This is a genomic window from Pseudoalteromonas spongiae UST010723-006 (assembly GCF_000238255.3).
Taxonomy (GTDB): Bacteria; Pseudomonadota; Gammaproteobacteria; order Enterobacterales; family Alteromonadaceae; genus Pseudoalteromonas; species Pseudoalteromonas spongiae.
On record NZ_CP011039.1, the window covers coordinates 2,678,944 to 2,701,870 of the forward strand.

Sequence of the window (22,927 nt, forward strand, 5' to 3'; positions counted from 1 at the left end):
AATGACTAGCAAAGTCCTTTTCTCAGACCATATTTTAATTACCCCTGTTGAACTGCCAGATGATGAAGAATTTGAGCTGTGGGCAAGTATTTATCTTCACAATGATGCAATTTCATCGTTAGAGTTTGAACAAGGTGCCGACCGTCACTTAATGCGCTTCAAATTTAAAAACACCTCGTTTAATTTAAACTTTGAACACTATAGTCAAAGCATTTGGATTAATAGCGACAGTCAGCAAGATCTTGAATTATTACCCGAGCTCTATTCATCGCTTTAGTTTTGACATTACTTTTCACCATGCTAGCGTGAGGTAAAACAAAACAATAAGAACAATAGCCATGTTTAAAAAATCGTTACTCACGCTCGCCCTATTCGCTGTTCCAAACTGCTTTGCAGCACAAACCCTCATTCACGCAGGCGAACTAATGGTTCACGCCGATAAAACGCCACTTTCAAAGCAAACTATTATTATTGAAGACGACAAAATCGTCAGTATTCAGGCCGGTTTTCAACAAGCCAGTAATGAGCAAACACTGATCGACTTATCTGACAGCTTTGTAATGCCAGGCTTAATGGATATGCACGTGCATTTGCAGTTTGAATTAGGGCCAGACAACGACGCAGAAATTGCCAAAGTATCACCCGAACTAATCGGTATGCGCAGTGCCCATTACGCCAAAAAAACCTTAGAAGCCGGTTTTACTACAGTGCGCGATCTTGGGTCCGATCCACAATATATGTATGCCCTGCGTGATGCCATAAACAAAGGCTGGCTTGAAGGGCCGCGCATTATTGCTGCAGGTGGCGTTGCGATAACTGGTGGTCACCTTGATAGCAGTGGCGTGCACCATGAAATGCTGGACAAATTTGCTAAAAAAACTACCTGCGATGGCCCTTATGATTGTCGCCGAGCGACGCGTCACGCCATAAAATATGGTGCCGATTGGATTAAAGTTGCCGCTACAGGCGGCGTGTTAACAGACCGTGCAACCGGTACAGGCCAACAAATGGAAGACGATGAACTTAATCAAGTGGTTAAGGCTGCAAGCACCATGGGCAGAAAAGTAGCTGCGCACGCTCACCAAGAAGATGGCATTATTGCCGCTCTTGAATCCGGTGTTGCCAGTGTCGAGCACGGCTCTTACGCAGGCAAAAAAGCCTATAAACTGTTCAAGAAAACCGGCGCGTATTTGGTGCCTACTTTGCTTGCTGGTGAAACCGTTGTTGAAATGGCTAATAACTCAAACTTTATGAGTGATGCGATAAAAGCCAAAGCGATCCGTGTTGGCAACGATATGAAAGGTAATTTCTTTAATGCCTATAAAGCCGGTGTGAACATTGCTTACGGCACCGACAGTGGGGTATCAAAACACGGTACCAACGCGCGTGAAGCTGTACTGATGGTTGAGGCCGGAATGCCAGCAAAACAAGTGCTCAAATCGGCCACCATAAACAGCGCAAAGTTACTTGGTTTGGAAAATCAGCTAGGCACTATCGAAAGCGGTAAATTTGCCGACATTATCGCCACTAAAGCCTCGCCATTACAGGATATACAGCAGTTAATGGACGTCACTTTCGTGATGCGTTCAGGCCAAGTAGTTAAGTAATAAATTATTATATTTTAATTAGTTATAAGCAGCCATTGGCTGCTTTTTATTTGCTTTAATTTCTGCAAGACTAAAATTAATGGTATAGAATTAAAATAAATCCAAGTAAAAAGGAGCGTTATGTCAGTATTAAAATTTAGCCGTTTTAGCGCACTTTTTTGCCTTGTTTTCGTGCCATTTTATGGCTATTGCGCAGCGCAAGCAGACGCCACTTCCAAGACGGACATTTTTTCGTTAAGCCAATGCCAATGGCTTGCTGATCAGCCAAAAGATCGTAAAAGTAACTTTGATATTGAAAGCATTGATAACTCCAAACTTCCCGATGCCCCCAATGCGATTATTAGTGATATTCGACTCGTTCGACATAATATTTTTGATACTAACAACCCTAAAGAAGATAACTTTTTATTTCGTGGTTTAAATACACTTAATATCGTCACCAAAGAACACGTTATTTTGCAGCAATTGCTGTTTCAACAAGGTGATAAATACGACCAACAACTGCTACGCGAATCAGAGCGTATTTTGCGTGATGCACGCTATTTATACGATGCTAAAATTGAAGCTGAACGTGATTGTGACGACAATATTGTGGTTACTATCACCACCAAAGAGTTGTGGACACTCACTCCAGAAATAAGCTATAGCCGCAGCGGCGGCGAGGATAAAACGCAACTTGGTTTTCGCGATACAAACTTGCTTGGTTTAGGTAAACGCGTTTCGCTTTCCTGGCGCAGCGATGCCGACCGCACTGGTTATACTTTTATCTATGATGACCCAAATATATGGGGCAGCCGTTATCGTAGCCGTTTTGAATTTAGTGATAATGACGATGGTGAACGCGTCTATTTAGACTTTAAACTCCCCTTTTATTCACTCGCATCACAGCAAAGTTATGGTGCTGTTACCTTAGATGATACAAAAGAGTTGCCACTTTATTATCGCGGTGATGTGGTATCGGAATTCAAACAAGAGAATCAAATTAACCAAGTATTCTATGGCCAAGGCAGTAAGCTGGGCAGCTGGACTAACCGTTGGCTTGTAGGCTGGCAACAAGAAGATTTTAAGTTTGAACAAATCGCTGAAACCACTTTACCGTTAGCCAAAGATCGCTCACTTAATTACCCTTGGCTTGGCTATCAGCTAATTGAAGATAGATACATTACCTTGAGTAACTTCGACTCAATTGGCCGCACCGAAGATTTAAACTTAGGTTGGAATGTATTTGCCCGACTTGGCTATTCAGACGAAAGCCTTGCTGATGACGATAGCCGTGTTGTGCTTGAAGCCAGCGCCGCAAAAGCGTTTCATTTAAATGATAGTATGCTGTGGCGCTTGTACACGGGGGTACATGGTTATTGGAACACAGAGCAACAAAAAAGCGAAAACTTACACGCTTACTTAGATACTAATTTTCTCTACAATAGCAGCAGCTATCGCGCATGGTTTGCTAATCTTTCACTGCGCTATGGTGGCAACTTAACAGCCGATCAACAACTGACTCTAGGCGGTGATACAGGCCTTAGAGGTTACCCACTTCATTACCAAATGGGCGACCGCTCTGTGTTGCTCAATCTTGAAAAGCGTTATTACTGGGAGTATCACTTACTGCAACTGTTTAAAGTGGGTGGGGCTGTGTTTTTTGATGTAGGCCGCGCTTGGTTCCCCGATAAAAACAACGGCGAAAATGGCCAATTTTTAAAAGACGCAGGCATTGGCTTACGCCTTGCGCCAAGCCGTGCAACTGCAAAAACCGTCATTCATATCGACCTTGCCTTCCCGCTCGATAAAGATGACGAAATAGATACAGTACAATGGGTGATTAAAGTAAAAAACCGTTTTTAGTCTAACCGCTTTTTAAACCGCAATGACGCAATGATCAAACCAACTAACGTAAAACCCATTAACCAAAGGGCATCATAGGTCATATCACTCACTTCCACATCGCGCAGTACAATCGCCCGCATGGCTCTAATGTAATGGGTTGCAGGTAAGCCTTCGGCAATATACTGCGCGACTTCCGGCATGCCTTCATACGGGAACATAAAGCCTGAGAGTAAAATAGACGGTAACAACACAAACACCGTTAATTGCATGGCTTGCAGTTGGGATTTTGCAATGGTTGAAATGATTAATCCTAATACCAAGCTAGCTGAGATAAACAACAAGGTCATCAGCGCAAGCTGTAATAGCGACCCCACAACTTTTACATCAAATACTAAATAACCCAGCGATAAAATAATGGTTACTTGCAGTGCGCCAATAAAAATAAACGGAATAATCTTCGCAAGCATTAACTCAAATGAGCTGATTGGCGTGTTAATCAGCATTTCTAAATTGCCCCGCTCTCGCTCGCGCACAATTGCCGCTGAGGTAAACATCACCATGGTCATAGTCAAAATTACGCCAACTAACCCTGGCACAATATTCACTACACTGCGCTGGGCAGGATTATAATATGGCGTTACCGCAAAGGTGGTGACTTGACGATTAACAGGCTGCTTCATAAGTTCACCGAGCGGCATATTGGCAAGCCCTTTAATTGCGCCTGTGATCATAGTGTCTGAACCATCCACCAGCCATTGTCCAATCGGCCTAACCAGCTGGTAATTACTTGAATTTGGCGTTGCGCTGCCAAGTGCTTGATGGCGAGAAAGACGCTCAGCAACGTCGCGCGGAATAACCAAAACGGCTCTTACTTTCGCTTGCGCCATAGCCTTTTCCGCCAAAATAACACTGGGATATTTAGCAACCACTTTAACCGTTTGACTGGCTTCAACCGTTTGTGTGAGTACGCGGCCAAGCGCCGAATTACTTAGATCTACCACCGCAACGGGAATATCACGAATTTGCGTATTAATCGCAAAACCAAATAATAACAACTGCACTAAGGGGATCATCACCACCATAGCAAAGGTGGTTTTGTCGCGCTTTAGCTGAAGCAGCTCTTTTTTAACAATCGAAAAAATACGAGATAGATTCATATCGTTTGCTCCCGATTGCGCTCCCCCGTTACGCTAACAAACACATCTTCAAGGTTCGGGCGCACCGCTTTAGCGGCTACTACATCGTCAAATTGTAAAAGCCATGTTTCAGCATCATTAACTGAATTATCAACAAGTACCCTAAGTCTTGCGCCAAGCTGAGTCGCAGAATGAATGTGCGTAAGTGATTCTAAGCTGCGTTTAGTACTGCGCGAATTGTTCACCTCTACTTCAACAACTTGGCAATTTAGATTAGCCATTAACTGTTCGGGCGAATCATCGGCGCGTTTAATGCCTTTTTCTAAAATTGCCAATTTATGGCAGCGTTCGGCTTCGTCCATGTAATGGGTTGAAACCAAAATGCTCGTGCCCAACTCACTTAAATCAAATAGCTTCTCCCAAAAATCACGGCGGTTTTCAGGGTCTACTGCTGAGGTTGGTTCATCTAAAAAAAGTAACTCAGGTTTATGAATTGTGGCGCCAGCTAGGGCTAAGCGCTGCTTTTGCCCGCCACTCATGCTACCGGCAAGTTGATTTGCTCTTGCTGCTAAGTCATAAATTGCTAACAACTCATCAATACGACTACGTTTATATTTTCCTTTTAAACTGTAAGCATCCGCTAAAAACGCAAGATTTTCCGCTACGGTTAAATCATCATAAAGTGAGAATTTTTGCGTCATATATCCAATTTTATAACGTAGTAAGTTAGCTTGTTTTGGTAGTGATAAACCAAGTACCGAAACATCGCCACTTGTGGGCATTAAAAGCCCGGTTAGCATACGAATGGCCGTGGTTTTGCCGCAACCATTTGGCCCTAAAAAGCCGTAAACTTCACCTTTATTTATGGTTAAATCAAGCTGATTAACAGCGATTACTTCACCAAACTGCTTGGTTAATCCATTAGCATTTATAACCGCGTCACTCATGGTAGCCTTGCCTCAACTGGCAAACCAGAGGGTAAATCTTGGTATTTTGCTGGTAATTGGACTTCAGCAAGATACATTAAACGGGTACGGTCATACTGATTTAAACCATAGTACGGAGTAAAAGCGGCTTCATGGGAAAGCCAACGTACAGTGCCATTTATTTGCTCTGATTGCTCGGCAATAGTCACTGTTAGGCTGTCGCCCACTTTTAATTTTGCCCGCGCTTGTTGTGGCAAATAAATGCGCGCGAAAGGCGCTTCGCCCGCAAGCACAATCGCAACAGGGCTACCTAAGGTAACACGCTCTCCTAAATTCCAAGGTAAGTTATCCAAAAGGCCATCACGGGTTGCGGTGATATTAAGTTCACTTAGTAATTTTTCTTCTGCACTAAGTAACGCTTGCTGGGCTTTAACATTTGCTGCGGCGACTTGTAAATCTTCCACTCGCGTGCCGTTAGTAAGTTCGGTTAGTTGCTGCTTTGCCGCTTCAACATTGGCGGTTGCTGCGTCTAAATTGGCTTTTGCACTGTCTAGGCTGATTTTAGGTGCGAGGTCTTTTGCCACGATTTCTACGGCACGGTGGTAGTTCTGCTGCGCCTCTACTAAGTTAGCCTTATTAGCAGCAAGCGTGGCTTGCGCTCTTGCCACCTCTTCTTCGCGGGCACCGTTTTTAAGTTTAATAAAATGTGCATTCGCAGACTCTAAATCGGCTTTCACTTTGGCAACACGGGCTAATTGCTTAGTATTATCTAATTGCGCTAGCACATCCCCTTGTTTAACCATACTGCCACGCGCTACTGGCAACGCAATTAATACCTCATTGACTGTTGCCGAATGGGTTATGCGATCTCGCTCTAACGTGCCAAGAGCAACACTCTGCTCATCACTGCACCCAGCTAATAAAATAAACACGAAAATACTAAGCCACGCTTTCATCTGCCTGAACTCCCTATCAAAAATAAAGGCGAGTCTTTAAGCTAACAAAAAAGCGTGAAAAATAAACTATTTAAATTGTGAAAGGCATGTTTTTAATGAGCAAACGTGGCTTACATCAAGTTTGCTCGATATAGAATGGAGGGTTGAAACTGAACTTAATTTATTTAACAGGCTTGGCCGCACGCCCAACCTGAACTCCATGCATACTGGAAATTATAGCCCCCGAGCCAACCGGTTACTTCGGTGACTTCACCAATAAAATAAAGCCCTTTAATTTTATTGGCTTCAAATGTTTTAGAACTTAATTCCGCGCTATTTACACCACCCAAAGTAACCTCAGCAGTTCTATAACCCTCTGTTCCATTGGGTTTTATTTTCCAGTTATGAATAAAATTAGATAATTGTTCAATTTCAGTGTGAGATAACTGATTAATCGCTTTATCTGGAATATCACCACCAGTTACTAAAATTTCAATAAAACGCTTTGGCAATACACTTCCAAGCACATTTTTAAGCGATTTTTGACCATTAGATTGACGTTGTGTATGAATTTCCCCCGCAAGCTCTAGCTCTGGTAACAGGTTAATTGACACTGTCTGACCCGCACGCCAAAATGATGAAATTTGCAGTATTGCTGGCCCCGATAAGCCGCGGTGGGTAAACAACATATTTTCTTTAAACTGTGTGCCATCTTCAGCAGTTACAATACTCGGTACACTAATGCCCGATAAAGCTTCAAAACGCGCCTTATCGTGTTGATGCAGCGTAAATGGCACTAAAGCAGCCATTGTTGGCAATACATCTAAGTCAAACTGCTCTGCAATTTTATAACCGATTGGTGTAGCGCCTAGTTTTGGCATGGTTAAACCACCAGAAGCCACCACCAGCGACTCACAGCTATAGCTTGTTTCACTGGTTATTACGGTAAAACCACTTTCGGTTTTTTCCACGCTCAGTACTTCTTGGCGAAGTTGGATTGTCACCCCTGCCCATTCGCATTCGGTTAATAAAATATCGACAATATCTTGCGCTGAGTTATCGCAAAATAGCTGACCGAGTGTTTTGTGGTGGTAGGCAAGACCATGGCGATCAACGAGTTCAATAAAGTCATGTTGGGTATAACGGCTTAAACACGATTTAACAAAGTGGGGATTTGTACAAAGATAATTTTCTGGCGAGGCATTTTCGTTGGTAAAATTACAACGGCCGCCGCCACTAATCAGGATTTTACGGCCCGGTTTTTTACCCATATCAATCACGGTTACAGAGCGTCCACGATAACCGGCTTGTGCGGCGCACATTAAACCAGCGGCACCTGCACCAATTACTAATACATCAACCTGAACCATTTTTATTATCCACTTCGCTATTTTGGCCGCGCATTATAAACAAAAAAAGCCGCATCTGCGGCTTTTTGAATCAATAAAGTGATTATTTTACTTTAGATAAATAATCAGCAATTGCTTCTAGCTCTTCATCAGTAACATTAGCAACCATGGCTTTCATTGCTGAAGCCATGCCATTGTTGCGCTTGCCTGATTTAATGTCTTTCATTTGAGCAAGCGCGTACTCTTTGTTTTGACCTGCAAGTTTAGGATAAAGTGGCATAATTGGCGCTTTACCTTCAGCCCCATGACACGTTTGGCACATTTTAGCTGTATAAAGTGCTGCACCATCCGCTGCGATTGCATTGCCTGACGCCATGCCCACAAGTGTTAAAGCCGCTACACTGAGCGTTTTTGAAAGTTTATTCATATTATAATTCCATCTCGACGGTAAATAATTCTCAATTGCAATATACTGTTGAATCAACAAGTTAAACTCGCACTAACCTATTGTAGACCACTTTCATACTGTTTTGTAAAGATAAAACAGTATAAAAAACAAACAAGCATGCAAGATTGAGTCGCTAAGCGAACGTTACCTTGCGTTTGATCAAATTTATTTACTTAACCACAAATAAAAATGCCTCAATAAAATGAGGCATTTTTTACACAGTGGATTACCACATGATGTCATCTGGTATTTCAAAGTCTGCGTAAGGATCATCTTCATCCTTTTGATCTTTTTCCGGCTCGGCATGCAGTACAATATACTTTTCGTCTACCTCAGCAATTTTGCGTGCAGGTTCATCAGGTAGTACATAGAACTTGCCCTCTAAATAGCAAATAGCCAACAAACCTTTTACCAGTTGTTTGTGAGTAATCTCATTAACTTCAAGTTCTTTGATTTTGCTTTCAAAGGTAAAGTTAAAGGTAACATCACCACTAATTTCGTCTTGGTTGTGATGCTCTAGAATTTGTTTAACGCGAGCTACCTGCTCTTTTTCTTTTAGTTCAGCCTGCTTCTGCGCATTTACTTCAGCTGCTTTTTTAGCTTGCTCAGCTTTAGTTTGCTCAATATGCTTTTGCAAATCGGTTGGGTTACTGGTTGCGCCTTTTTTCTTCTTCTTTTTGTTTTGTTTACGCTTTTCTGATTTAGCAACCTTCATATTATGCTCAGTAGTAAGGCCTGCTTTTAGCAACTGATCTTGTAATGAACCCATGATTAATTCTCTTATAAAAGTATTAGCGTTATTTTATAACAGCCATTCACCAGATGTGAAGCCAGCATAACTTAAATCAAGGAAAAGTTAGCTTAAACTAAGGTTAAGCAATTAAAAATACGGTACAATTTGGCCGTTATAAACAACCCTCTCTCACCATGAAGTTTATACATTTACTTTTGTGCTCGGTCTTTACGTTTTTTGTATTATATGGACCACAGCCAATTTTGCCTTTACTGGCAAAGTCATATCAGCTAACGTCTGCGCAGGCGGGTTTGCTAATGACCGTAACTATGTTGCCATTGGCGGTTGCGCCATTAGTTTATGGCTATCTACTACTTCGTATAAACTCACTCTCACTATTAAAAATAGCATTGTTTTTATTGGGTATTAGCTGTGCGTTATTACCTTTATCGCAAACGTTCCAGCAATTACTTATTATTCGATTTTTTCAAGGTTTGCTACTGCCAGCGGCGCTCACCGCAATGACCTCGTATATTGGTGAACATTATCGCTACAGCTTTTTGAGTAAAGCCGTCACAAGTTATATTTTAAGCACAATTGCAGGTGGTTTTTTAGGACGCGTTGTCAGCGCTTCAATAAGCGAATACACCCATTGGCAGGTTTATTTTTATTTGCTCGCAATTGTATTAGTGCTGTTATCACTTAGCCTTGCCAATAAAAAAGTGCGTGGTTATGTCGGTCAAAGAAACGTACCGGCGTCACTTAAAGAGAACCTGCACAAGGTAACTAAAGGCAGCACTTTGTACCTTTATTGCGCCGTATTTGGCATGTTTTTCTGTTTTACTGCGCTATTAAATTACTTACCTTTTATTTTGCAAAACGATTACCACTTCACCAGCTCAAAAGATATTGGTTTGGTGTATTCAGGCTATCTGTTAGGAGCTTGCTTATCATTACTAAGCACCCGTTTACAAAACCTAACACAAGGTAAAGTTAATTTATTAGTGATTAGCTTTGTGGTTTATGCGCTCAGTATTACAAGCTTATTTTCAACCACGTTTACGCTCTTTTTTATCGGTTTTACGGTGTTTTGTGGGGCGATGTTTATTATTCATGCCAGCGCCTCCGCATTACTTAACCAAATCAGCTATGCGCCCAGCTCGCTGACTAATGGGCTGTATGTATCTTTTTATTATTGTGGCGGTACGCTGGGGTCATTTTTGCCGGGGCTTATTTATCAGCACGCTGGCAAAAGTGCGTTTTTAATAACCTTGCTACTGATGTGTGTGGCTTCAGGCTTACTGGTAGCTAAATTTAAACGCTTACAAACTCACTAACTCAACACTGTGATTAGAATATTCAAATACTTTAAGTAAGTCGTTTTTCTGCATTAACCAAGTTTGGGTATTATCAAATGGATGGCAGTGAAACAAATCAGATTGCCATATCGCATCGTCCACCAATAGTTGCACCGCATTTTCCGCATCATTTAAAAGCGCCAACATGGAAACACACCCCGGTTTTACCGCTAAATATTTCGCTAAGCGTTCATTTGAGGCAAAGCCCAAACGCGACAATCCTTGTGATTTTGATAAGACTTTTAAATCGACCTGTTTATTAGGTGACGTAATGAGCAAAAAATGTCGTTTACCGTAGTTATCGCGTAAAAACAAATTTTTTAAGCGCGTTCCGGGGCGTTCCAACAACAGACGATCTGCCTCAACTGCGGTATGTAGCGGCGGATGTGATATTTTTTCACAGTCAATTGCCAGCTCGCTAAATACCTTTTCAAGAAACGCAATATCACTCATCGCAACGCCCGCTTAATCTTACGCTGTAATCGCGCCATTTAACTTCTTCTATTTGATAACTATCTTGGCAGTAGTTTTTCTTTTTTAATTCAGCGTCAAGTTGCAGCGCCGCTTTATCTTCAAGATCGAGTTTAAGTGATGATGAGTCGACAAAATTCTCTTGTTTTAATAATTTTTTAATCTCTGACTTTGTCAGTTGACGTTTTTTATTTATGAGCTTTTGTGAACCCGCCTTTACCGTGACTAAATATGAAAATAACTTAGCGCCATCATTGCCTGTTATCGTTCTTAGCTGTTGATTAACTATCTCAAAATCTTCAGGCTCTGGTGCCGAGTTCGCACAGCCAATTAACACAGTAGCGCTCAGCACCGTTATAATTATTTGTTTCATTAAGGATTCCATACTGCTTGTGGCAACTTAATTGTTAAACACGCCATGGTTGGCGGAAAATATTCAGAAAACGCCATTGACTGCCAATCATCTTCAAACATATCTACCAACACTAAACCATTATCTAGCTGACCTTTAATTTGCTCTTCAAATGAATGACTAAACACCAGTGGCTCATCTTGCTCTTTTAGCAATGCCTGCTCTGCTTGGGTTAAGTTATTAATGTCACTAAAGGGTAACTTGTGCCTTACTTTAGTAACGCCTTTTTCAGCCTCAAACCAATCAAATATATACGCTGCAGGATTGATAAAGCCACTTAGTAAACGCCCGTTTACTTTTAATACACGAGCAGCTTCTGCCCAAAGGCCAGATATATCAGGCACAAAATTATTAGAACAAGGGTGGAAAATTAAATCAAAGCTTTCATTTTCAAAACAGCTCAAGTCTGTCATATCACCTTTAACGGTTGTTAACGTTAGGCCATCGCGCTTGGCAACATGCGCATCTTGCGCAAGTTGATTTTCAGATAAGTCAAATACGGTTACATCAGCACCCGCAGCCGCTAAAATAGGCCCTTGCTGACCACCACCTGAAGCAAGACAAAGCACTTTTTTGCCTTTAAGATCGCCAAACCAGTTATGAGGCACACTTTTATGTGGTGTTAAAACAATTGACCACTCACCTTTTCGTGCCGCGTCTACTTGTTCAGTCGTGACAGGTTGAGTCCACTCATTATTTGCTTCAACCTGTTTATTCCATGCATGATTGTTATAGTTTTTAATATCCATTGGTCTCTCTCGCACAATTAATGTGCAAACAAGCGAAAATTATCTTTTATGCTACAAAAAATACTTGACCAGTGACAGAAAAAAAATTAAAGTTCTGCCCGTTCAAACGCAACATGGTTTGAATGTCCTTTTTTGGAATGTGGGGCTATAGCTCAGCTGGGAGAGCGCCTGCCTTGCACGCAGGAGGTCAGCAGTTCGATCCTGCTTAGCTCCACCACTTTCCAACCTCTCTTATTTTTAAATTCAATACCAAGTATTTCAAATAAAAATCTCTCGCTAAATTTATCTTGATATAATGCAGCAAATTATTCTTTTTTCTGCTTATTATGTCCCCTGAGAAGCAAAGCTTAACCTTTTTACACTCTGCCGTTTTATTATTTGGTGGCACTGCACTGTTTGCCAAATTAATTGGTCTTAATGCGCTAGATATAACCGTTTACCGTACTGCCGTCGCAGCAATTGCTTTGTGTGCTTTTTTGTTTTTTACACGCCAAGCTATTTTATTAAAACAAACCAAAGATTACGGTGTAGCCTTGATCCTTGGCGTGGTTGTAGGCCTACATTGGGTGACTTATTTTGCTGGTATGCAAATGGCTGGCATCACCATAGGCATCATCGCATTTTTTACCTACCCTGTGATGACCGTCTTTATGGAGCCACTGTTTTCAAAGCGCCTACCTCATATGCAAGATGTGTTTATTGCCATGATGGTGTTACTTGGGATTTACTTGCTTGTACCGGAAGCAAACCTTGGTAATCAGGTTACCCTTGGCATAGTAACAGGCATGTTCTCGGGCTTTTTATTTGCCCTGCGCAATATTCTGCACAAGAGCTTTTTTATGGGTTATTCGGGGCCGCAAACGATGCTTTATCAAACCCTTGTTGCAAGCATAATGTTGTGCGCATTTGTTGAAGTACCTCTTAACCAAGTTTCGCAACACGACCTTTATTTACTTTTACTTGTTGGTGTAGTGTTTACCGCAACCCCACATGCTTTATTTGCCGCAAGCCTTGCGTATTTAAGTGCTAAAACCGCAGGCTTAATTTCCTGCTTGCAGCCTTTGTATGCTAGTTTTTTCGCCTTTTTACTGTTACACGAAAAAATAACACTGACGACATTAATTGGTGGCTCGTTGGTGATTAGTGGCGCATTTTTTGAAACTTATCTAGTTAACAAACAAGCTAAGGCAGCAAAATAATAAAATACTAGTTCTGTTAAGCCTGTGAGCAAAAATCAATAAACGCCCTGCAAAGCTGAATTATAGCTATTGCTTAGTACAGGTAAACGGGCACGCTATGAGCAAACAACCTAGCTAGCATGATTAGCTAATTAGGTGAATTGCGATTTAGCTTTTAACAGATGTAGAAAATCTTGATTGATTTCAAAGTAATTGTGCAATTTAACCGTTAAGCTGTGGTAAGTTGAGTGAGAGATAAACTTTTGACTAAGAGCAAAAAGGGTTAGTACATGAAAGTTTTTGCCCACCGAGGCGCCAGTGGTTTGTATCCTGAAAACACACGCTCAGCGATATTAGCGGCGTTGGAATTGGGTGTTGATGGCATTGAAATTGACTTACAAAGTACACTCGATGGTTTTGCCGTTATTCACGATACTTGGCTTGACAGAACAACCAATGGGCGAGGAAAAGTTAACAAACTTACACTTGCCGAAGTGCAACAATATGATGCCGGTAACGGACAAACCGTACCAAGCATTGAAGAAGTATTTCAATGGGTTAATAATCAAACGTTATTAAACCTAGAGCTCAAACATACCTTCGCGCTGGATAAGCTAGTCCAACTAATCGAACAACAAGTTCAATCAGGGCTGCTAACACGTGAAAATATTTTAATCTCCTCTTTTGACCATCACCAGCTAAAATGGCTTAAACAACAATTGCCTTGGGTAAAAATAGGTGCATTAACCGGCTCTATTCCGCTGGGGTATTGTGAATTTGCTGAACGATTAAATGCCTACAGCGTGCATGTGGATAAAAATTTTATGAACTGCGAGTACGTTGCCGATGCAAAAACAAGAAACTTAAAGGTTTTTGCCTATACTGTAGATAAACAGGAAGACATTGACGATATGCTTGCGCTTGGTGTAGATGGCATTTTTACTAATTACCCCTCTAAAGCACAAAGCTTTCTGTTGCAAAAATAATCCTAACTATAAGCATATAGCTTAGCTACCTAGGGGCATTTAATGGACCAACAACAGCAAGATTTATTTTGCTTTCGCAGTGAAGCATCGCGCCTACTCCTTTTATGCAATACGCAATTAACGCTAAGCCTGAATCAAAGCGATCAAGATATATTAGAGTTAAGCCAAGTTTTTCAAAACCTTGCGAACATTTGCAGCAAACTTGAAAATGAAAAAAGCACTTCGTCGAAATTAGATGAATTACACCAACAAATACAGCACAGTGTAAACAATGGGGTTATGGCATTTCAGTTTTACGATAGACTGACACAACAATTGTCACATATTCAGCAAACGATGGATCAATTGAGCCATTTGATTCAAGATAATGATAACTTAGCCGATGAAGATAAATGGCAAGGATTGCGCACCCAATTAAAAAATAGTTATTCAATGGAATCTGAACATCAAATTTTTCAAGCAATTATGGATGGTAAAACCAAACAGCAAGCGCTTGAATTACATCGTCAATTAGAACAACAACAGCACGATGACGATGTTGAGCTTTTTTAAAGGGTAAAGGTCATTTAAGGCATGCAAAATGAGTTCTTTATATATGCAATTATACGAAAAAATTGAAAAAACCTTTTTCTTTACACTAACACGCAAAATTTTTGGCAATTTGAGCTTTCTATTTGCCTTTCAAGTTATTACGTTAATTTGGCTGTACCAAGAGCTGACTGATAATGGCCATATTGATATGAGCTATTGGTTTATCGCGTTAATCAGTATTGGCAGTTTCTTCTTTACCTGCTTTTACATGCACTTTTTAATTGTACGTCCGATCAATGCACTAAAGAAAACACTGACAGATATCAATGAGAAAGGCGCTGATTTAGCAACCCATTTACCCCAATTTACCTTTGATGAGTTTCGTGAACTCAGCGAGCAGTACAATACCTTTGTTTCACGGTTAGAAGCGCTATTAAAACAGGTGTATGAAAAAGCCGAACTTGCTGAAATGACCAATCAAAATGTGACTAAGTCGATGACTGAAACCAACCGTATTGGTGAAGAGCAGCTAGCACTTAGTAATACAATTTTTACCGCCAGTGAAGAAGTTAGCCAAAGCCTAAATCAAATTTCACAAAATACCCAAATGACCTTTGATGCGAATGTTGAAAACCTGAGCAAAGTTCATACTTCCGCCAATGAAATTGGAAACCTAGTAACTAAAATTCAGCGCATGACCGAATTACTCGGTAGCTTCGCAACAACCGTGGGTGGCTTAAAAGAAAACTCAGACAACATTCGAAAAATCCTCACTATGGTAGAAGAGTTTTCAGACCAAACCAACCTACTGGCGCTTAATGCCGCAATTGAGGCTGCACGCGCAGGTGAAGCCGGTCGTGGCTTTGCAGTGGTAGCAGATGAAGTGCGTTCACTGTCAGTAAAAGTTAACGATGCAACTCGCCAAATTAATGATTTTATTAATCAAATGAATACGCTTGTTGGTGAAACAAACCGCGAAACTGAGCAATTGATTGAGCAATCGAGTAGTGCTGAAAGTTCGATAGCAAACACTAATGATGTGTTTAGCCAAATGACCAAAGAACTAGAAAGTAACCAATCTCAGTTACAAGAAATTGTTGCGGCCGTGCATCAGCTGGAACATACACAACAACAAACGCATTCCTCGGTACAACAAATTGTCGAGCTCGGCCATATGGCGAAAGATAAAATTACTAACGCCAATGAAAATAGTAGAGAACTGCAGTGTCAAACATCCGATACCAAAAAAGATCTCGAACAGTTTATTTAGCCTAAGCGACGGATTACCATACCAGTGCTAGTTTTGATACTTTCAAAACTAGCACTGATAAGAGAGGGTTAAGCCCTCTCAACATCAAAAGCTAATACCTCTGATATACGCTCGGCGCCAAGTGCCAACATAATTAGCCTATCCACTCCTAACGCTACACCTGAGCACTGTGGCAAACCATAATCAAGCGCCGCTAAAAATCGCTCATCAATTGCAACCTCTGGTAAACCTTGCGATGCTCGCTTTTGATTATCATCAACAAAGCGCTGTCGCTGCTCAGAGCCCTCAGTAAGCTCATCGAAGCCATTAGCTAACTCCATACCTTTAAAGTACAGTTCAAAACGCTCAGCAACGCGAGGATCTGCGCCATTTAGTTTAGCGAGTGCCGCTTGTGATGCAGGGAAATGATAAACAAAACAAGGGGCTTTCTGACCTATTTTGGGTTCAATACACATGCAAAATAATAGCTGTAACAAAGTGTCTTTATCGTTTTCTTGTGCGGCAATATGCTCAAACCCTTGCTCAGCGGCAAGCGCAGAAAGCTCTTCGATAGATGCGGTGAGTGGATCACAGTTTAAATGCGTTAAAAAAGCGTCTTGATAAGTGATACGCTCTGCTGATCCACACCCTAACAAACTCATCATTAAGTCATTAATTTCATCCATTAACTGCGCTGCGTTAAAGTAAGGTCGATACCACTCCAGCATTGTAAATTCTGGATTATGATGACGGCCCGCTTCTTCGTTACGAAACGCTTTTGCCAACTGAAAAATCGCGCCAGAGCCAGCGGCAAGCAATCGCTTCATAGCAAATTCCGGCGATGTTTGCAGATAAAGTGGTAGGCCTTTAGCAAACCCAGGGCCGACAAACTGAGTACTAAAACTTGCTAAGTGAATATCGGTAACGCTTGCCTGCGATAAACTTGGCGTTTCTACCTCCATTACATTTCTTTGGTAGAAAAATTCACGAATTGCTTTAATGATTTTTGCCCGCGCGTTTAAGTTTTCGATTGATGCACTTGGCTGCCATTGGACTGTCATGATGGTTACTCTTAATTATGGCGTAAACAAAAATCCCAGCTAGCGCTGGGATTTTCTTCGAAATAAAATCAAAAATTTATTTTTGCGCACGACCAACGTATTCGCCAGAGCGAGTGTCAACTTTGATTACTTCACCAATTTGAACAAACAGAGGAACACGTACAACCGCACCTGTTGTTAAAGTAGCAGGCTTACCACCGGTACCAGCAGTATCACCTTTCAGACCAGGATCTGTGTCTGTGATTTCTAGCTCAACAAAGTTTGGTGGCGTAATTGAGATTGGGTTACCGTTCCAAAGAGTAATGGTACAAGTGTTGTTTTCAACTAACCATTTAACGCTATCGCCAACTGCTTTTTCGTCAGCAGCAACCTGTTCAAACGTTTCGTTATTCATGAAATGCCAAAACTCGCCATCTGTGTATAGATAATCTAGCTCGATATCCATAACGTCTGCAGCTTCTACACTTTCACCTGATTTAAATGTTTTTTCTAACACTTTACCAGAGATAAGTTTACGTACCTTTACACGGTTAAATGCTTGACCTTTACCCGGTTTTACAACTTCGTTTTCAAGAATTGAACACGGCTCGCCATCTAACATAAATTTTAGGCCGCCCTTGAACTCATTGGTGCTATAATTCGCCATCGTTTCCTCTATCGCAAAATTTTTTACATAATTGATCGGCTAATGATACAAAGAATTGAAGCAAATTTGCATACTAACTGGCAAAAAGAATTAGCAAATGCCATTTCCGACCCAAAAATACTGCTTAAGTTACTGGAAATTGACTCAAAAAATTTATCAGACGACATTGCCGCGAGAAAGCTATTTGCTATGAGAGTACCACTTCCATTTGTATCACGAATGGAAAAAGGCAATCTAAACGATCCATTACTGAAACAAGTTTTACCACTTGCGGATGAGTTTGAAACACATCCAGGTTACACAAGCGATCCATTAGAAGAGCAAAATAACCAAACTCCGGGCCTGCTGCACAAATATAAATCGAGAGTATTACTTATTTTTCGTGGTGGTTGCGCTGTAAACTGCCGTTATTGCTTTCGCAGACACTTCCCCTATCAAGATAATCACCAAAATAAACAAAGCTTACTAAGTGCTCTTGATTACATAGCAAAGCATCCTGAAATAAACGAAGTGATTTTAAGTGGTGGCGACCCGCTGATGGCTAATGATGAAGCACTAATGTGGTTTATTGAGAAGCTAGAAGCAATTAACCATGTCACACGCATGCGCATTCATTCACGATTGCCGGTTGTAATCCCCGCACGTATTACGGAAGCATTCTTAGCAATTCCCACTCACACTCGGCTAAAATTGATTTTAGTAACGCATATTAACCATGCGAATGAAATTGACGACGCATTAAAAAAGCAGCTTATCGCTGTAAAACGCGCGGGTTATACCTTGTTAAATCAAGCAGTATTATTAAAAAGCATTAATGACACGGTAGCAGCACAAATTTCGCTTTCTGAACGTTTATTTGAAGCGGATATATTGCCGTATTATTTGCACGTGTTAGACAAAGTACAAGGCGCCCACCACTTTGCAATTACCGATGCCAACGCAATCGCACTACATCGTGAATTATTAACTGAGTTACCTGGCTTTTTAGTACCCAAACTAGTACGTGAAGTTGGCGGAGAAAAAAGTAAAACGCCATTAGATTTAGGGCTTTACGATTTTTAGGTGGCTTTTCAATTAGTGGTAGCGTTAAACGATAGCCCTAGGCGATAGAATCGTTTAACAACAAACGATAACCGCCCAATTTAACAAACAACAATGCAGCCATTAAACGTAGACATCGATATTATTACCGAGTGTTGTTGTTGGTGAACTAGCTCTATTTTGTGTTTGCGCAGGCATTGCGGCTGAATCAATCAAAGCCAACGCCTGTTGCCCTTGGGCTATAACCTGATTCTTGACGAGTTTGGCACTAATTACTTCTGAACTATCTGCATTTGCTGTTACATTTTGAACTGGACTTGAAATCTGCATGGTCACTCACCTCAGTTAACTGTGCTATCATATCGGCAATTTATATTTAATCTTTAGTTATTTTATACTATGAATTCGGTTATTTCAGAACTAAACAACAATCTAAAAGTATTATATCGCCAAGCTATTGATGCAGATAGCAAATTAGATTCCTTACAACAACAAGGCAAAGGTAAATTCTCAACCTTGTTTAACAGCGAAAGTGGTTTTACTATCGAAGCAAAGCGCTTCAAACCTTACGTGCTAGAAGTTGCAAGTGATGTAGAGAGCTTATCAACGCAAGATGATATTGACCAAGCGATACTTAAAAGCACCGTAATAAAGATGCAGCATTTGCATCAATTATTAGCCAGCTTCAAATAAATTGACTATAATTTAGGCACACATCCTGAACATATTTTGTTATGTCGATTGCTACGCCACTTACTGCAGGTACAGAAATTACCTTAAGTAATATACAGTCAAGTAAAAGCTCATCCCTGAGTGAGAAGGTATCGGCTAGTTCAATTTACGGTGAATTCACTCAAGACGTCGTAAAGATTTCTGATGCTGCAAGAGAGAGGCAGCAACAATCAGAGTTGATTAATCGGCAGCAGCCAGTACAAGTTAGCAGTGATGTTGTGAGAGTCTCAAGCTCAATAGGTCAATCTAAAGCAGCTGGAAACTTAACTGAGTCCCAAGCAAGTAAACTCTACAAAGAAATAGCGGCACTATTATAGTACCGCTATTTTTTCTTAAATGACTAATGATTAGTTAGCATCAATTTTTGACAATAACTGATCTTCAAACCAATCTGTAATAAGGCGCTTTTCGTGCATAAATTCTTCGTCTCGACCGCGACGAATTTTGTCCATAAAGCTCATGTCTTTTAATTCAGCATCGCCTTTATCCACCAGCTTGCCATTGGCATCTGTTAACGCATAACTAAATTTAAGCTTTGGAAAATGAATTGGTTTAACGATACGCATTTCTCTGCCACCGCCAAAACGCACATCGCCAGCGAGGTCGATATCGTTGATTGTCACTCCGAGCTTATAGCCTTCAGGCAACTTCTTAGCTAACTCCTGAAAATGCTTGGTAAATTGCTTTTCGATTCGTTTGTGATAACCACCGCGTGTTTCATTTGCCGCACGCACGTCGGTGAAATCGTTAAATTTCCCATACGTTACACTTGCCTCACCTGCAAATACTGAAAGCGGTGAAATTGTTACAACACTTAATAATAGTACCTTAGCTAATTTCATTAGTATGCTCCTAGAGAACTGGCAAGTGTAAAGGGTCACTCGCTATATCAATTTATATTTATTATCTATCCTGACACTTAATATACGCTTAACACATAATATTTTCATAATTATTGTAAAAAATAACTCTCGATTAGCATTAGGGTTAATCGGCAAAGGTATGTTTTAAATCAGTTTTAGTGGCATAAATTTGAGAATCACTTTAAACCAACTAAACTTAAAAAGATGTCGATAATTAATTCGCTTAATTAGACATAGTAGCGACAGGTATAAGTTAATTAAAAGGATAGAGTTATGAGTTCGTTATTAATTGTTGAAGACGAACAGATTGTTGCATTAAGCCTTAAGATCGAGCTTGAGTCTCTAGGTTATGAGGTTGTGGGAATTGCAAATAGTGAAGATGAGGCACTCGCCCTGTTCACAGAGAAAAACCCAAACCTTGTTTTAATGGATATTAATCTTGAATCGGGCGGCAGCGGTATAAATGCGGCCAAAAAAATCAATGCCATTAAAAATATACCTATTATTTATGTGACTGCATATGCCAACGATGACATTATCGAATCAGCCAATTCAGCCAACCCTATTGGTTATATTGTAAAACCCTACAACCTTAGAGAAGTAAGGGCGGTTATTGAAACTGCACTTAATCGTTTTCGCTATGAAGATGAAATAACCTCATCGGAAGCACGCCTTAAACTCGCAATTGAAGCTGCCAACCTAAACGTATGGGAATACAACCCCGAAGCAGAACATTTAGTATTTACTGGTACCGAAATGCTGCAAAAGTACTTCGGTCATTTAAGCCCACTGCCACTTAATGAATTTATTAGCATGGTACATGAGCAAGATAAGTGGAAAGTTGAATCTCTGTTAAAAGACGGGCAAAAATCCAATCAAAAAATCCGAGTTCAATCACCACTTAGTGATGAACAATATTGGTTCGAAGTCTATACCAGCGATATCAAGCTGCAAGGTGGCGATACGCCAATTGGGGCGATGAAAGACGTTACCGAGACTGAAACCTACATTCGTGAGTTAAAAGTATCAAAGTCTGTATTCAGCCATATTGCAGATGGTATTTTAGTACTCAATAAAAACTGCGAAATTACCAAAGCAAACCCCGCTTTTTGCAAATTAATTGGGTACCCGCTATCTCAATTGATCAATAAAAAATATCACAACATTGTAAAGCGAGAGCGCGCTGAAGATATTAACCAACAGCCGTGGGAAGACCTCTGTTCACGACGAGAAGAAACTTTTAAAACTGAATCTGGCGAATTATTTTACGCGCTGGTTAATGGCAAATTAATATCACATCAAGACCAAAGTGATGAATTGGTAATGATAGTTACCGATATATCGGAATTAAAAATGGCTGAGCGTAAGCTACAATACCAAGCCTATCGCGATGAACTAACCGGTATGTACAATCGTACTTACATGAATCGCGCATTCGCTAATCCTCAAGAGTTCTTTGACTCAGGTAAGTTTACGCTGATGTTTATTGACCTTGATTCTTTTAAACTGATTAACGACACCTACGGGCATTCATACGGTGATGTAATTTTGGCCGAGTTTGCATGGCGACTTAAGCATATATTCCGCTCCTCTGACATTATGATACGTCATGGTGGTGATGAGTTTGTATTGATGTTAGATGGCCAGCTCACAGCCAACGATGTTAGTAAAATTGCTAACTCAATAAACAAAGCAATTTCAGAACCATTTAAATGCAAAGATGTTTCTATTTCACTCACATGCTCAATTGGTATTGCCCAGTGGGACGATACTATTAGCGATACATCTGATCTGATGAAACGCGCAGACATCGCCATGTACGCAGCGAAAAATGGCGGTAAAAATGATTTTCGTTTTTACCAAGAAGATATGGGAAGCTCAGCTCAGTACCAATTGTTTTTAGAGCAAGGGTTAAAACTTGCCATTGAAAATGAGCTGCTAGAACTTTGGTTACAGCCCATTTTTGATTATAAAGGTGAAATATCAAGCGCTGAAGGGCTTTGCCGCTGGCGTGATAAAGCAACGGGATTTATTTCGCCTAATGACTTTATTCCAATCGCAGAATCAAGCTGGCTTATTTTTCCACTTGGTGAGCTCATGCTAAAAAAAGTATGCGATGCGATTGAACATTTAAGTAACGCTGGCTTTACTGATATAAAGCTAGGCTTAAATCTATCTGCTAAGCAACTTTCGCACCCGTCTTTGCCGGCAAAATTCGAGGAGATTATTAACTGTAAGCAAGTTTCACCTAACAACATAACATTAGAAATCACCGAAACGGCGTTAACTGATACTCCAGCAGTTAAAAATATTGAACGGTTACGAGAAATTGGTTTTTCCATCGCACTAGACGACTTTGGCCGCGGCTACTCGTCACTAGAACTACTGCAACAGTTTGATCTTGATATATTAAAAATCGACAGAGTGTTTATTGAAGGGATCCCTGATGATAGAAAAGCACAAAAAGTGTGCGAACACATGGTGAACTTAAGCAAGTCCCTAGGCTATAAAGTTGTTGTAGAAGGCATTGAATCAGCAAAACAAAGCGAGTATTTCGCACAAGACCCAGCTATTCATCAGCAAGGGTTTTATCATGCTAAGCCCATGCCATTATCACTGTTTTTGTCGCTGCTAGGTGGTCAATTGCATAGCGAGACTGAGCAACACTTTGCAGTAGATGAACAATAAA

Annotated in this window: 25 protein-coding genes and 1 tRNA gene; 13 read left to right on the forward strand and 13 right to left on the reverse strand. The window is 40.7% G+C overall.

The features are described from left to right. Position 1 precedes the first annotated feature (1 nt). From PSPO_RS12330 to PSPO_RS12340, 3 genes are all read left to right on the forward strand, one after another. Positions 2–277 carry a DUF3630 family protein gene (locus tag PSPO_RS12330; protein WP_010562088.1) on the forward strand — a complete coding sequence of 92 codons (276 nt, stop codon included), beginning with the start codon at positions 2–4 and terminating at the stop codon, positions 275–277. Between the two features lie 61 nt (positions 278–338). Then, positions 339–1,607 carry a metal-dependent hydrolase family protein gene (locus tag PSPO_RS12335; protein ID WP_010562089.1) on the forward strand — a complete coding sequence of 423 codons (1,269 nt, stop codon included), beginning with the start codon at positions 339–341 and terminating at the stop codon, positions 1,605–1,607. A gap of 120 nt (positions 1,608–1,727) precedes the next feature. Then, positions 1,728–3,452, forward strand: a complete 1,725-nt coding sequence (locus PSPO_RS12340) for a BamA/TamA family outer membrane protein (protein WP_010562090.1) — start codon at positions 1,728–1,730, stop codon at positions 3,450–3,452. Here the strand turns inward: PSPO_RS12340 and PSPO_RS12345 are convergent. The 6 genes from PSPO_RS12345 to PSPO_RS12370 form a co-directional block, all read right to left on the reverse strand. Continuing rightward, positions 3,449–4,591: an ABC transporter permease gene (locus PSPO_RS12345; RefSeq protein WP_010562091.1), complete on the reverse strand. Its 1,143-nt coding sequence runs from the start codon at positions 4,589–4,591 to the stop codon at positions 3,449–3,451. The genes PSPO_RS12340 and PSPO_RS12345 overlap by 4 nt on opposite strands. Next, on the reverse strand, positions 4,588–5,517 hold the full coding sequence (locus tag PSPO_RS12350; RefSeq protein WP_010562092.1) for an ABC transporter ATP-binding protein: 930 nt from the start codon (positions 5,515–5,517) through the stop codon (positions 4,588–4,590). Before PSPO_RS12350 ends, PSPO_RS12345 begins: the two co-directional genes overlap by 4 nt. Then, positions 5,514–6,452 (reverse strand): HlyD family secretion protein, encoded by a 939-nt coding sequence (locus PSPO_RS12355; RefSeq protein ID WP_010562093.1) that lies wholly within the window; start codon positions 6,450–6,452, stop codon positions 5,514–5,516. Before PSPO_RS12355 ends, PSPO_RS12350 begins: the two co-directional genes overlap by 4 nt. A 164-nt stretch (positions 6,453–6,616) precedes the next feature. Beyond that, entirely contained in the window at positions 6,617–7,801 is a 1,185-nt protein-coding gene (locus tag PSPO_RS12360; RefSeq protein WP_010562094.1) for a BaiN/RdsA family NAD(P)/FAD-dependent oxidoreductase, read from the reverse strand. A gap of 82 nt (positions 7,802–7,883) precedes the next feature. Then, positions 7,884–8,156, reverse strand: a complete 273-nt coding sequence (locus tag PSPO_RS12365) for a c-type cytochrome (RefSeq protein ID WP_394228488.1) — start codon at positions 8,154–8,156, stop codon at positions 7,884–7,886. Between the two features lie 298 nt (positions 8,157–8,454). Beyond that, entirely contained in the window at positions 8,455–8,997 is a 543-nt protein-coding gene (locus tag PSPO_RS12370; protein ID WP_010562096.1) for a DUF2058 domain-containing protein, read from the reverse strand. Positions 8,998–9,155: 158 nt separating this feature from the next. Between PSPO_RS12370 and PSPO_RS12375 the strand changes: the two genes are divergently transcribed. Continuing rightward, positions 9,156–10,298: an MFS transporter gene (locus tag PSPO_RS12375; protein ID WP_040642016.1), complete on the forward strand. Its 1,143-nt coding sequence runs from the start codon at positions 9,156–9,158 to the stop codon at positions 10,296–10,298. Here PSPO_RS12375 and PSPO_RS12380 read toward each other — a convergent pair. From PSPO_RS12380 to PSPO_RS12390, 3 genes are read right to left on the reverse strand one after another with little or no spacing between them, the layout of a single operon-like run. After that, complete coding sequence (locus PSPO_RS12380) at positions 10,284–10,772, reverse strand: prolyl-tRNA synthetase associated domain-containing protein (protein ID WP_010562098.1); 489 nt, start codon at positions 10,770–10,772, stop codon at positions 10,284–10,286. The genes PSPO_RS12375 and PSPO_RS12380 overlap by 15 nt on opposite strands. Then, entirely contained in the window at positions 10,765–11,163 is a 399-nt protein-coding gene (locus PSPO_RS12385; RefSeq protein WP_010562099.1) for a hypothetical protein, read from the reverse strand. Before PSPO_RS12385 ends, PSPO_RS12380 begins: the two co-directional genes overlap by 8 nt. After that, on the reverse strand, positions 11,163–11,951 hold the full coding sequence (locus PSPO_RS12390) for a class I SAM-dependent methyltransferase (protein WP_010562100.1): 789 nt from the start codon (positions 11,949–11,951) through the stop codon (positions 11,163–11,165). The genes PSPO_RS12385 and PSPO_RS12390 overlap by 1 nt, the downstream gene beginning before the upstream one ends. 141 nt (positions 11,952–12,092) lie before the next feature. Here PSPO_RS12390 and PSPO_RS12395 point away from each other — a divergent pair. The 5 genes from PSPO_RS12395 (at position 12,093) to PSPO_RS12415 (ending at position 15,916) form a co-directional block, all read left to right on the forward strand. Next, a tRNA-Ala gene (locus PSPO_RS12395) sits at positions 12,093–12,168 on the forward strand. 109 nt (positions 12,169–12,277) lie between these two features. Continuing rightward, positions 12,278–13,150, forward strand: coding sequence for a DMT family transporter (locus tag PSPO_RS12400; protein WP_010562101.1), 873 nt, complete (start codon positions 12,278–12,280; stop codon positions 13,148–13,150). Between the two features lie 269 nt (positions 13,151–13,419). Beyond that, positions 13,420–14,115 (forward strand): glycerophosphodiester phosphodiesterase, encoded by a 696-nt coding sequence (locus PSPO_RS12405; protein WP_010562102.1) that lies wholly within the window; start codon positions 13,420–13,422, stop codon positions 14,113–14,115. A 42-nt stretch (positions 14,116–14,157) separates the two neighbouring features. Then, positions 14,158–14,667, forward strand: a complete 510-nt coding sequence (locus PSPO_RS12410; RefSeq protein WP_010562103.1) for a hypothetical protein — start codon at positions 14,158–14,160, stop codon at positions 14,665–14,667. Positions 14,668–14,695: 28 nt separating this feature from the next. Then, positions 14,696–15,916 (forward strand): methyl-accepting chemotaxis protein, encoded by a 1,221-nt coding sequence (locus tag PSPO_RS12415; RefSeq protein WP_010562104.1) that lies wholly within the window; start codon positions 14,696–14,698, stop codon positions 15,914–15,916. Between the two features lie 68 nt (positions 15,917–15,984). Here the strand turns inward: PSPO_RS12415 and epmA are convergent, their stop codons facing one another. Together epmA and efp are read right to left on the reverse strand one after the other, a co-directional pair. Further along, complete coding sequence (epmA, locus tag PSPO_RS12420) at positions 15,985–16,956, reverse strand: elongation factor P--(R)-beta-lysine ligase (protein ID WP_010562105.1); 972 nt, start codon at positions 16,954–16,956, stop codon at positions 15,985–15,987. A 76-nt stretch (positions 16,957–17,032) separates the two neighbouring features. Then, positions 17,033–17,602 carry an elongation factor P gene (efp, locus tag PSPO_RS12425; RefSeq protein WP_010562106.1) on the reverse strand — a complete coding sequence of 190 codons (570 nt, stop codon included), beginning with the start codon at positions 17,600–17,602 and terminating at the stop codon, positions 17,033–17,035. 42 nt (positions 17,603–17,644) lie between these two features. Between efp and epmB the strand changes: the two genes are divergently transcribed. Next, positions 17,645–18,664, forward strand: coding sequence for an EF-P beta-lysylation protein EpmB (epmB, locus tag PSPO_RS12430; RefSeq protein ID WP_010562107.1), 1,020 nt, complete (start codon positions 17,645–17,647; stop codon positions 18,662–18,664). Between the two features lie 102 nt (positions 18,665–18,766). Here the strand turns inward: epmB and PSPO_RS12435 are convergent, their stop codons facing one another. Further along, positions 18,767–18,973, reverse strand: coding sequence for a hypothetical protein (locus tag PSPO_RS12435; RefSeq protein ID WP_010562108.1), 207 nt, complete (start codon positions 18,971–18,973; stop codon positions 18,767–18,769). Positions 18,974–19,042: 69 nt separating this feature from the next. Here PSPO_RS12435 and PSPO_RS12440 point away from each other — a divergent pair, with 69 nt between their 5' ends. Together PSPO_RS12440 and PSPO_RS12445 are read left to right on the forward strand one after the other, a co-directional pair. Then, positions 19,043–19,336: a hypothetical protein gene (locus tag PSPO_RS12440; protein WP_010562109.1), complete on the forward strand. Its 294-nt coding sequence runs from the start codon at positions 19,043–19,045 to the stop codon at positions 19,334–19,336. Positions 19,337–19,377: 41 nt separating this feature from the next. Continuing rightward, positions 19,378–19,692 carry a hypothetical protein gene (locus PSPO_RS12445; RefSeq protein WP_010562110.1) on the forward strand — a complete coding sequence of 105 codons (315 nt, stop codon included), beginning with the start codon at positions 19,378–19,380 and terminating at the stop codon, positions 19,690–19,692. A gap of 30 nt (positions 19,693–19,722) precedes the next feature. Here PSPO_RS12445 and PSPO_RS12450 read toward each other — a convergent pair whose 3' ends face one another. After that, a complete protein-coding gene (locus PSPO_RS12450) occupies positions 19,723–20,217 on the reverse strand; it encodes a DUF3016 domain-containing protein (RefSeq protein WP_010562111.1) in 495 nt (164 codons plus the stop codon). Between the two features lie 294 nt (positions 20,218–20,511). Between PSPO_RS12450 and PSPO_RS12455 the strand changes: the two genes are divergently transcribed. Beyond that, positions 20,512–22,926: an EAL domain-containing protein gene (locus PSPO_RS12455; RefSeq protein WP_010562112.1), complete on the forward strand. Its 2,415-nt coding sequence runs from the start codon at positions 20,512–20,514 to the stop codon at positions 22,924–22,926. Position 22,927 lies beyond the last annotated feature (1 nt).

Bases quoted from the DNA above. Each gene is read 5' to 3' on its own strand.
- PSPO_RS12330 (WP_010562088.1), top strand. From the start codon at position 2: ATGACTAGCAAAGTCCTTTTCTCAGACCATATTTTAATTACCCCTGTT.
- PSPO_RS12335 (WP_010562089.1), top strand. From the start codon at position 339: ATGTTTAAAAAATCGTTACTCACGCTCGCCCTATTCGCTGTTCCAAAC.
- PSPO_RS12340 (WP_010562090.1), top strand. From the start codon at position 1,728: ATGTCAGTATTAAAATTTAGCCGTTTTAGCGCACTTTTTTGCCTTGTT.
- PSPO_RS12345 (WP_010562091.1), bottom strand. From the start codon at position 4,591: ATGAATCTATCTCGTATTTTTTCGATTGTTAAAAAAGAGCTGCTTCAG.
- PSPO_RS12350 (WP_010562092.1), bottom strand. From the start codon at position 5,517: ATGAGTGACGCGGTTATAAATGCTAATGGATTAACCAAGCAGTTTGGT.
- PSPO_RS12355 (WP_010562093.1), bottom strand. From the start codon at position 6,452: ATGAAAGCGTGGCTTAGTATTTTCGTGTTTATTTTATTAGCTGGGTGC.
- PSPO_RS12360 (WP_010562094.1), bottom strand. From the start codon at position 7,801: ATGGTTCAGGTTGATGTATTAGTAATTGGTGCAGGTGCCGCTGGTTTA.
- PSPO_RS12365 (WP_394228488.1), bottom strand. From the start codon at position 8,156: ATGGCGTCAGGCAATGCAATCGCAGCGGATGGTGCAGCACTTTATACA.
- PSPO_RS12370 (WP_010562096.1), bottom strand. From the start codon at position 8,997: ATGGGTTCATTACAAGATCAGTTGCTAAAAGCAGGCCTTACTACTGAG.
- PSPO_RS12375 (WP_040642016.1), top strand. From the start codon at position 9,156: ATGAAGTTTATACATTTACTTTTGTGCTCGGTCTTTACGTTTTTTGTA.
- PSPO_RS12380 (WP_010562098.1), bottom strand. From the start codon at position 10,772: ATGAGTGATATTGCGTTTCTTGAAAAGGTATTTAGCGAGCTGGCAATT.
- PSPO_RS12385 (WP_010562099.1), bottom strand. From the start codon at position 11,163: ATGAAACAAATAATTATAACGGTGCTGAGCGCTACTGTGTTAATTGGC.
- PSPO_RS12390 (WP_010562100.1), bottom strand. From the start codon at position 11,951: ATGGATATTAAAAACTATAACAATCATGCATGGAATAAACAGGTTGAA.
- PSPO_RS12400 (WP_010562101.1), top strand. From the start codon at position 12,278: ATGTCCCCTGAGAAGCAAAGCTTAACCTTTTTACACTCTGCCGTTTTA.
- PSPO_RS12405 (WP_010562102.1), top strand. From the start codon at position 13,420: ATGAAAGTTTTTGCCCACCGAGGCGCCAGTGGTTTGTATCCTGAAAAC.
- PSPO_RS12410 (WP_010562103.1), top strand. From the start codon at position 14,158: ATGGACCAACAACAGCAAGATTTATTTTGCTTTCGCAGTGAAGCATCG.
- PSPO_RS12415 (WP_010562104.1), top strand. From the start codon at position 14,696: ATGAGTTCTTTATATATGCAATTATACGAAAAAATTGAAAAAACCTTT.
- epmA (WP_010562105.1), bottom strand. From the start codon at position 16,956: ATGACAGTCCAATGGCAGCCAAGTGCATCAATCGAAAACTTAAACGCG.
- efp (WP_010562106.1), bottom strand. From the start codon at position 17,602: ATGGCGAATTATAGCACCAATGAGTTCAAGGGCGGCCTAAAATTTATG.
- epmB (WP_010562107.1), top strand. From the start codon at position 17,645: ATGATACAAAGAATTGAAGCAAATTTGCATACTAACTGGCAAAAAGAA.
- PSPO_RS12435 (WP_010562108.1), bottom strand. From the start codon at position 18,973: ATGCAGATTTCAAGTCCAGTTCAAAATGTAACAGCAAATGCAGATAGT.
- PSPO_RS12440 (WP_010562109.1), top strand. From the start codon at position 19,043: ATGAATTCGGTTATTTCAGAACTAAACAACAATCTAAAAGTATTATAT.
- PSPO_RS12445 (WP_010562110.1), top strand. From the start codon at position 19,378: ATGTCGATTGCTACGCCACTTACTGCAGGTACAGAAATTACCTTAAGT.
- PSPO_RS12450 (WP_010562111.1), bottom strand. From the start codon at position 20,217: ATGAAATTAGCTAAGGTACTATTATTAAGTGTTGTAACAATTTCACCG.
- PSPO_RS12455 (WP_010562112.1), top strand. From the start codon at position 20,512: ATGAGTTCGTTATTAATTGTTGAAGACGAACAGATTGTTGCATTAAGC.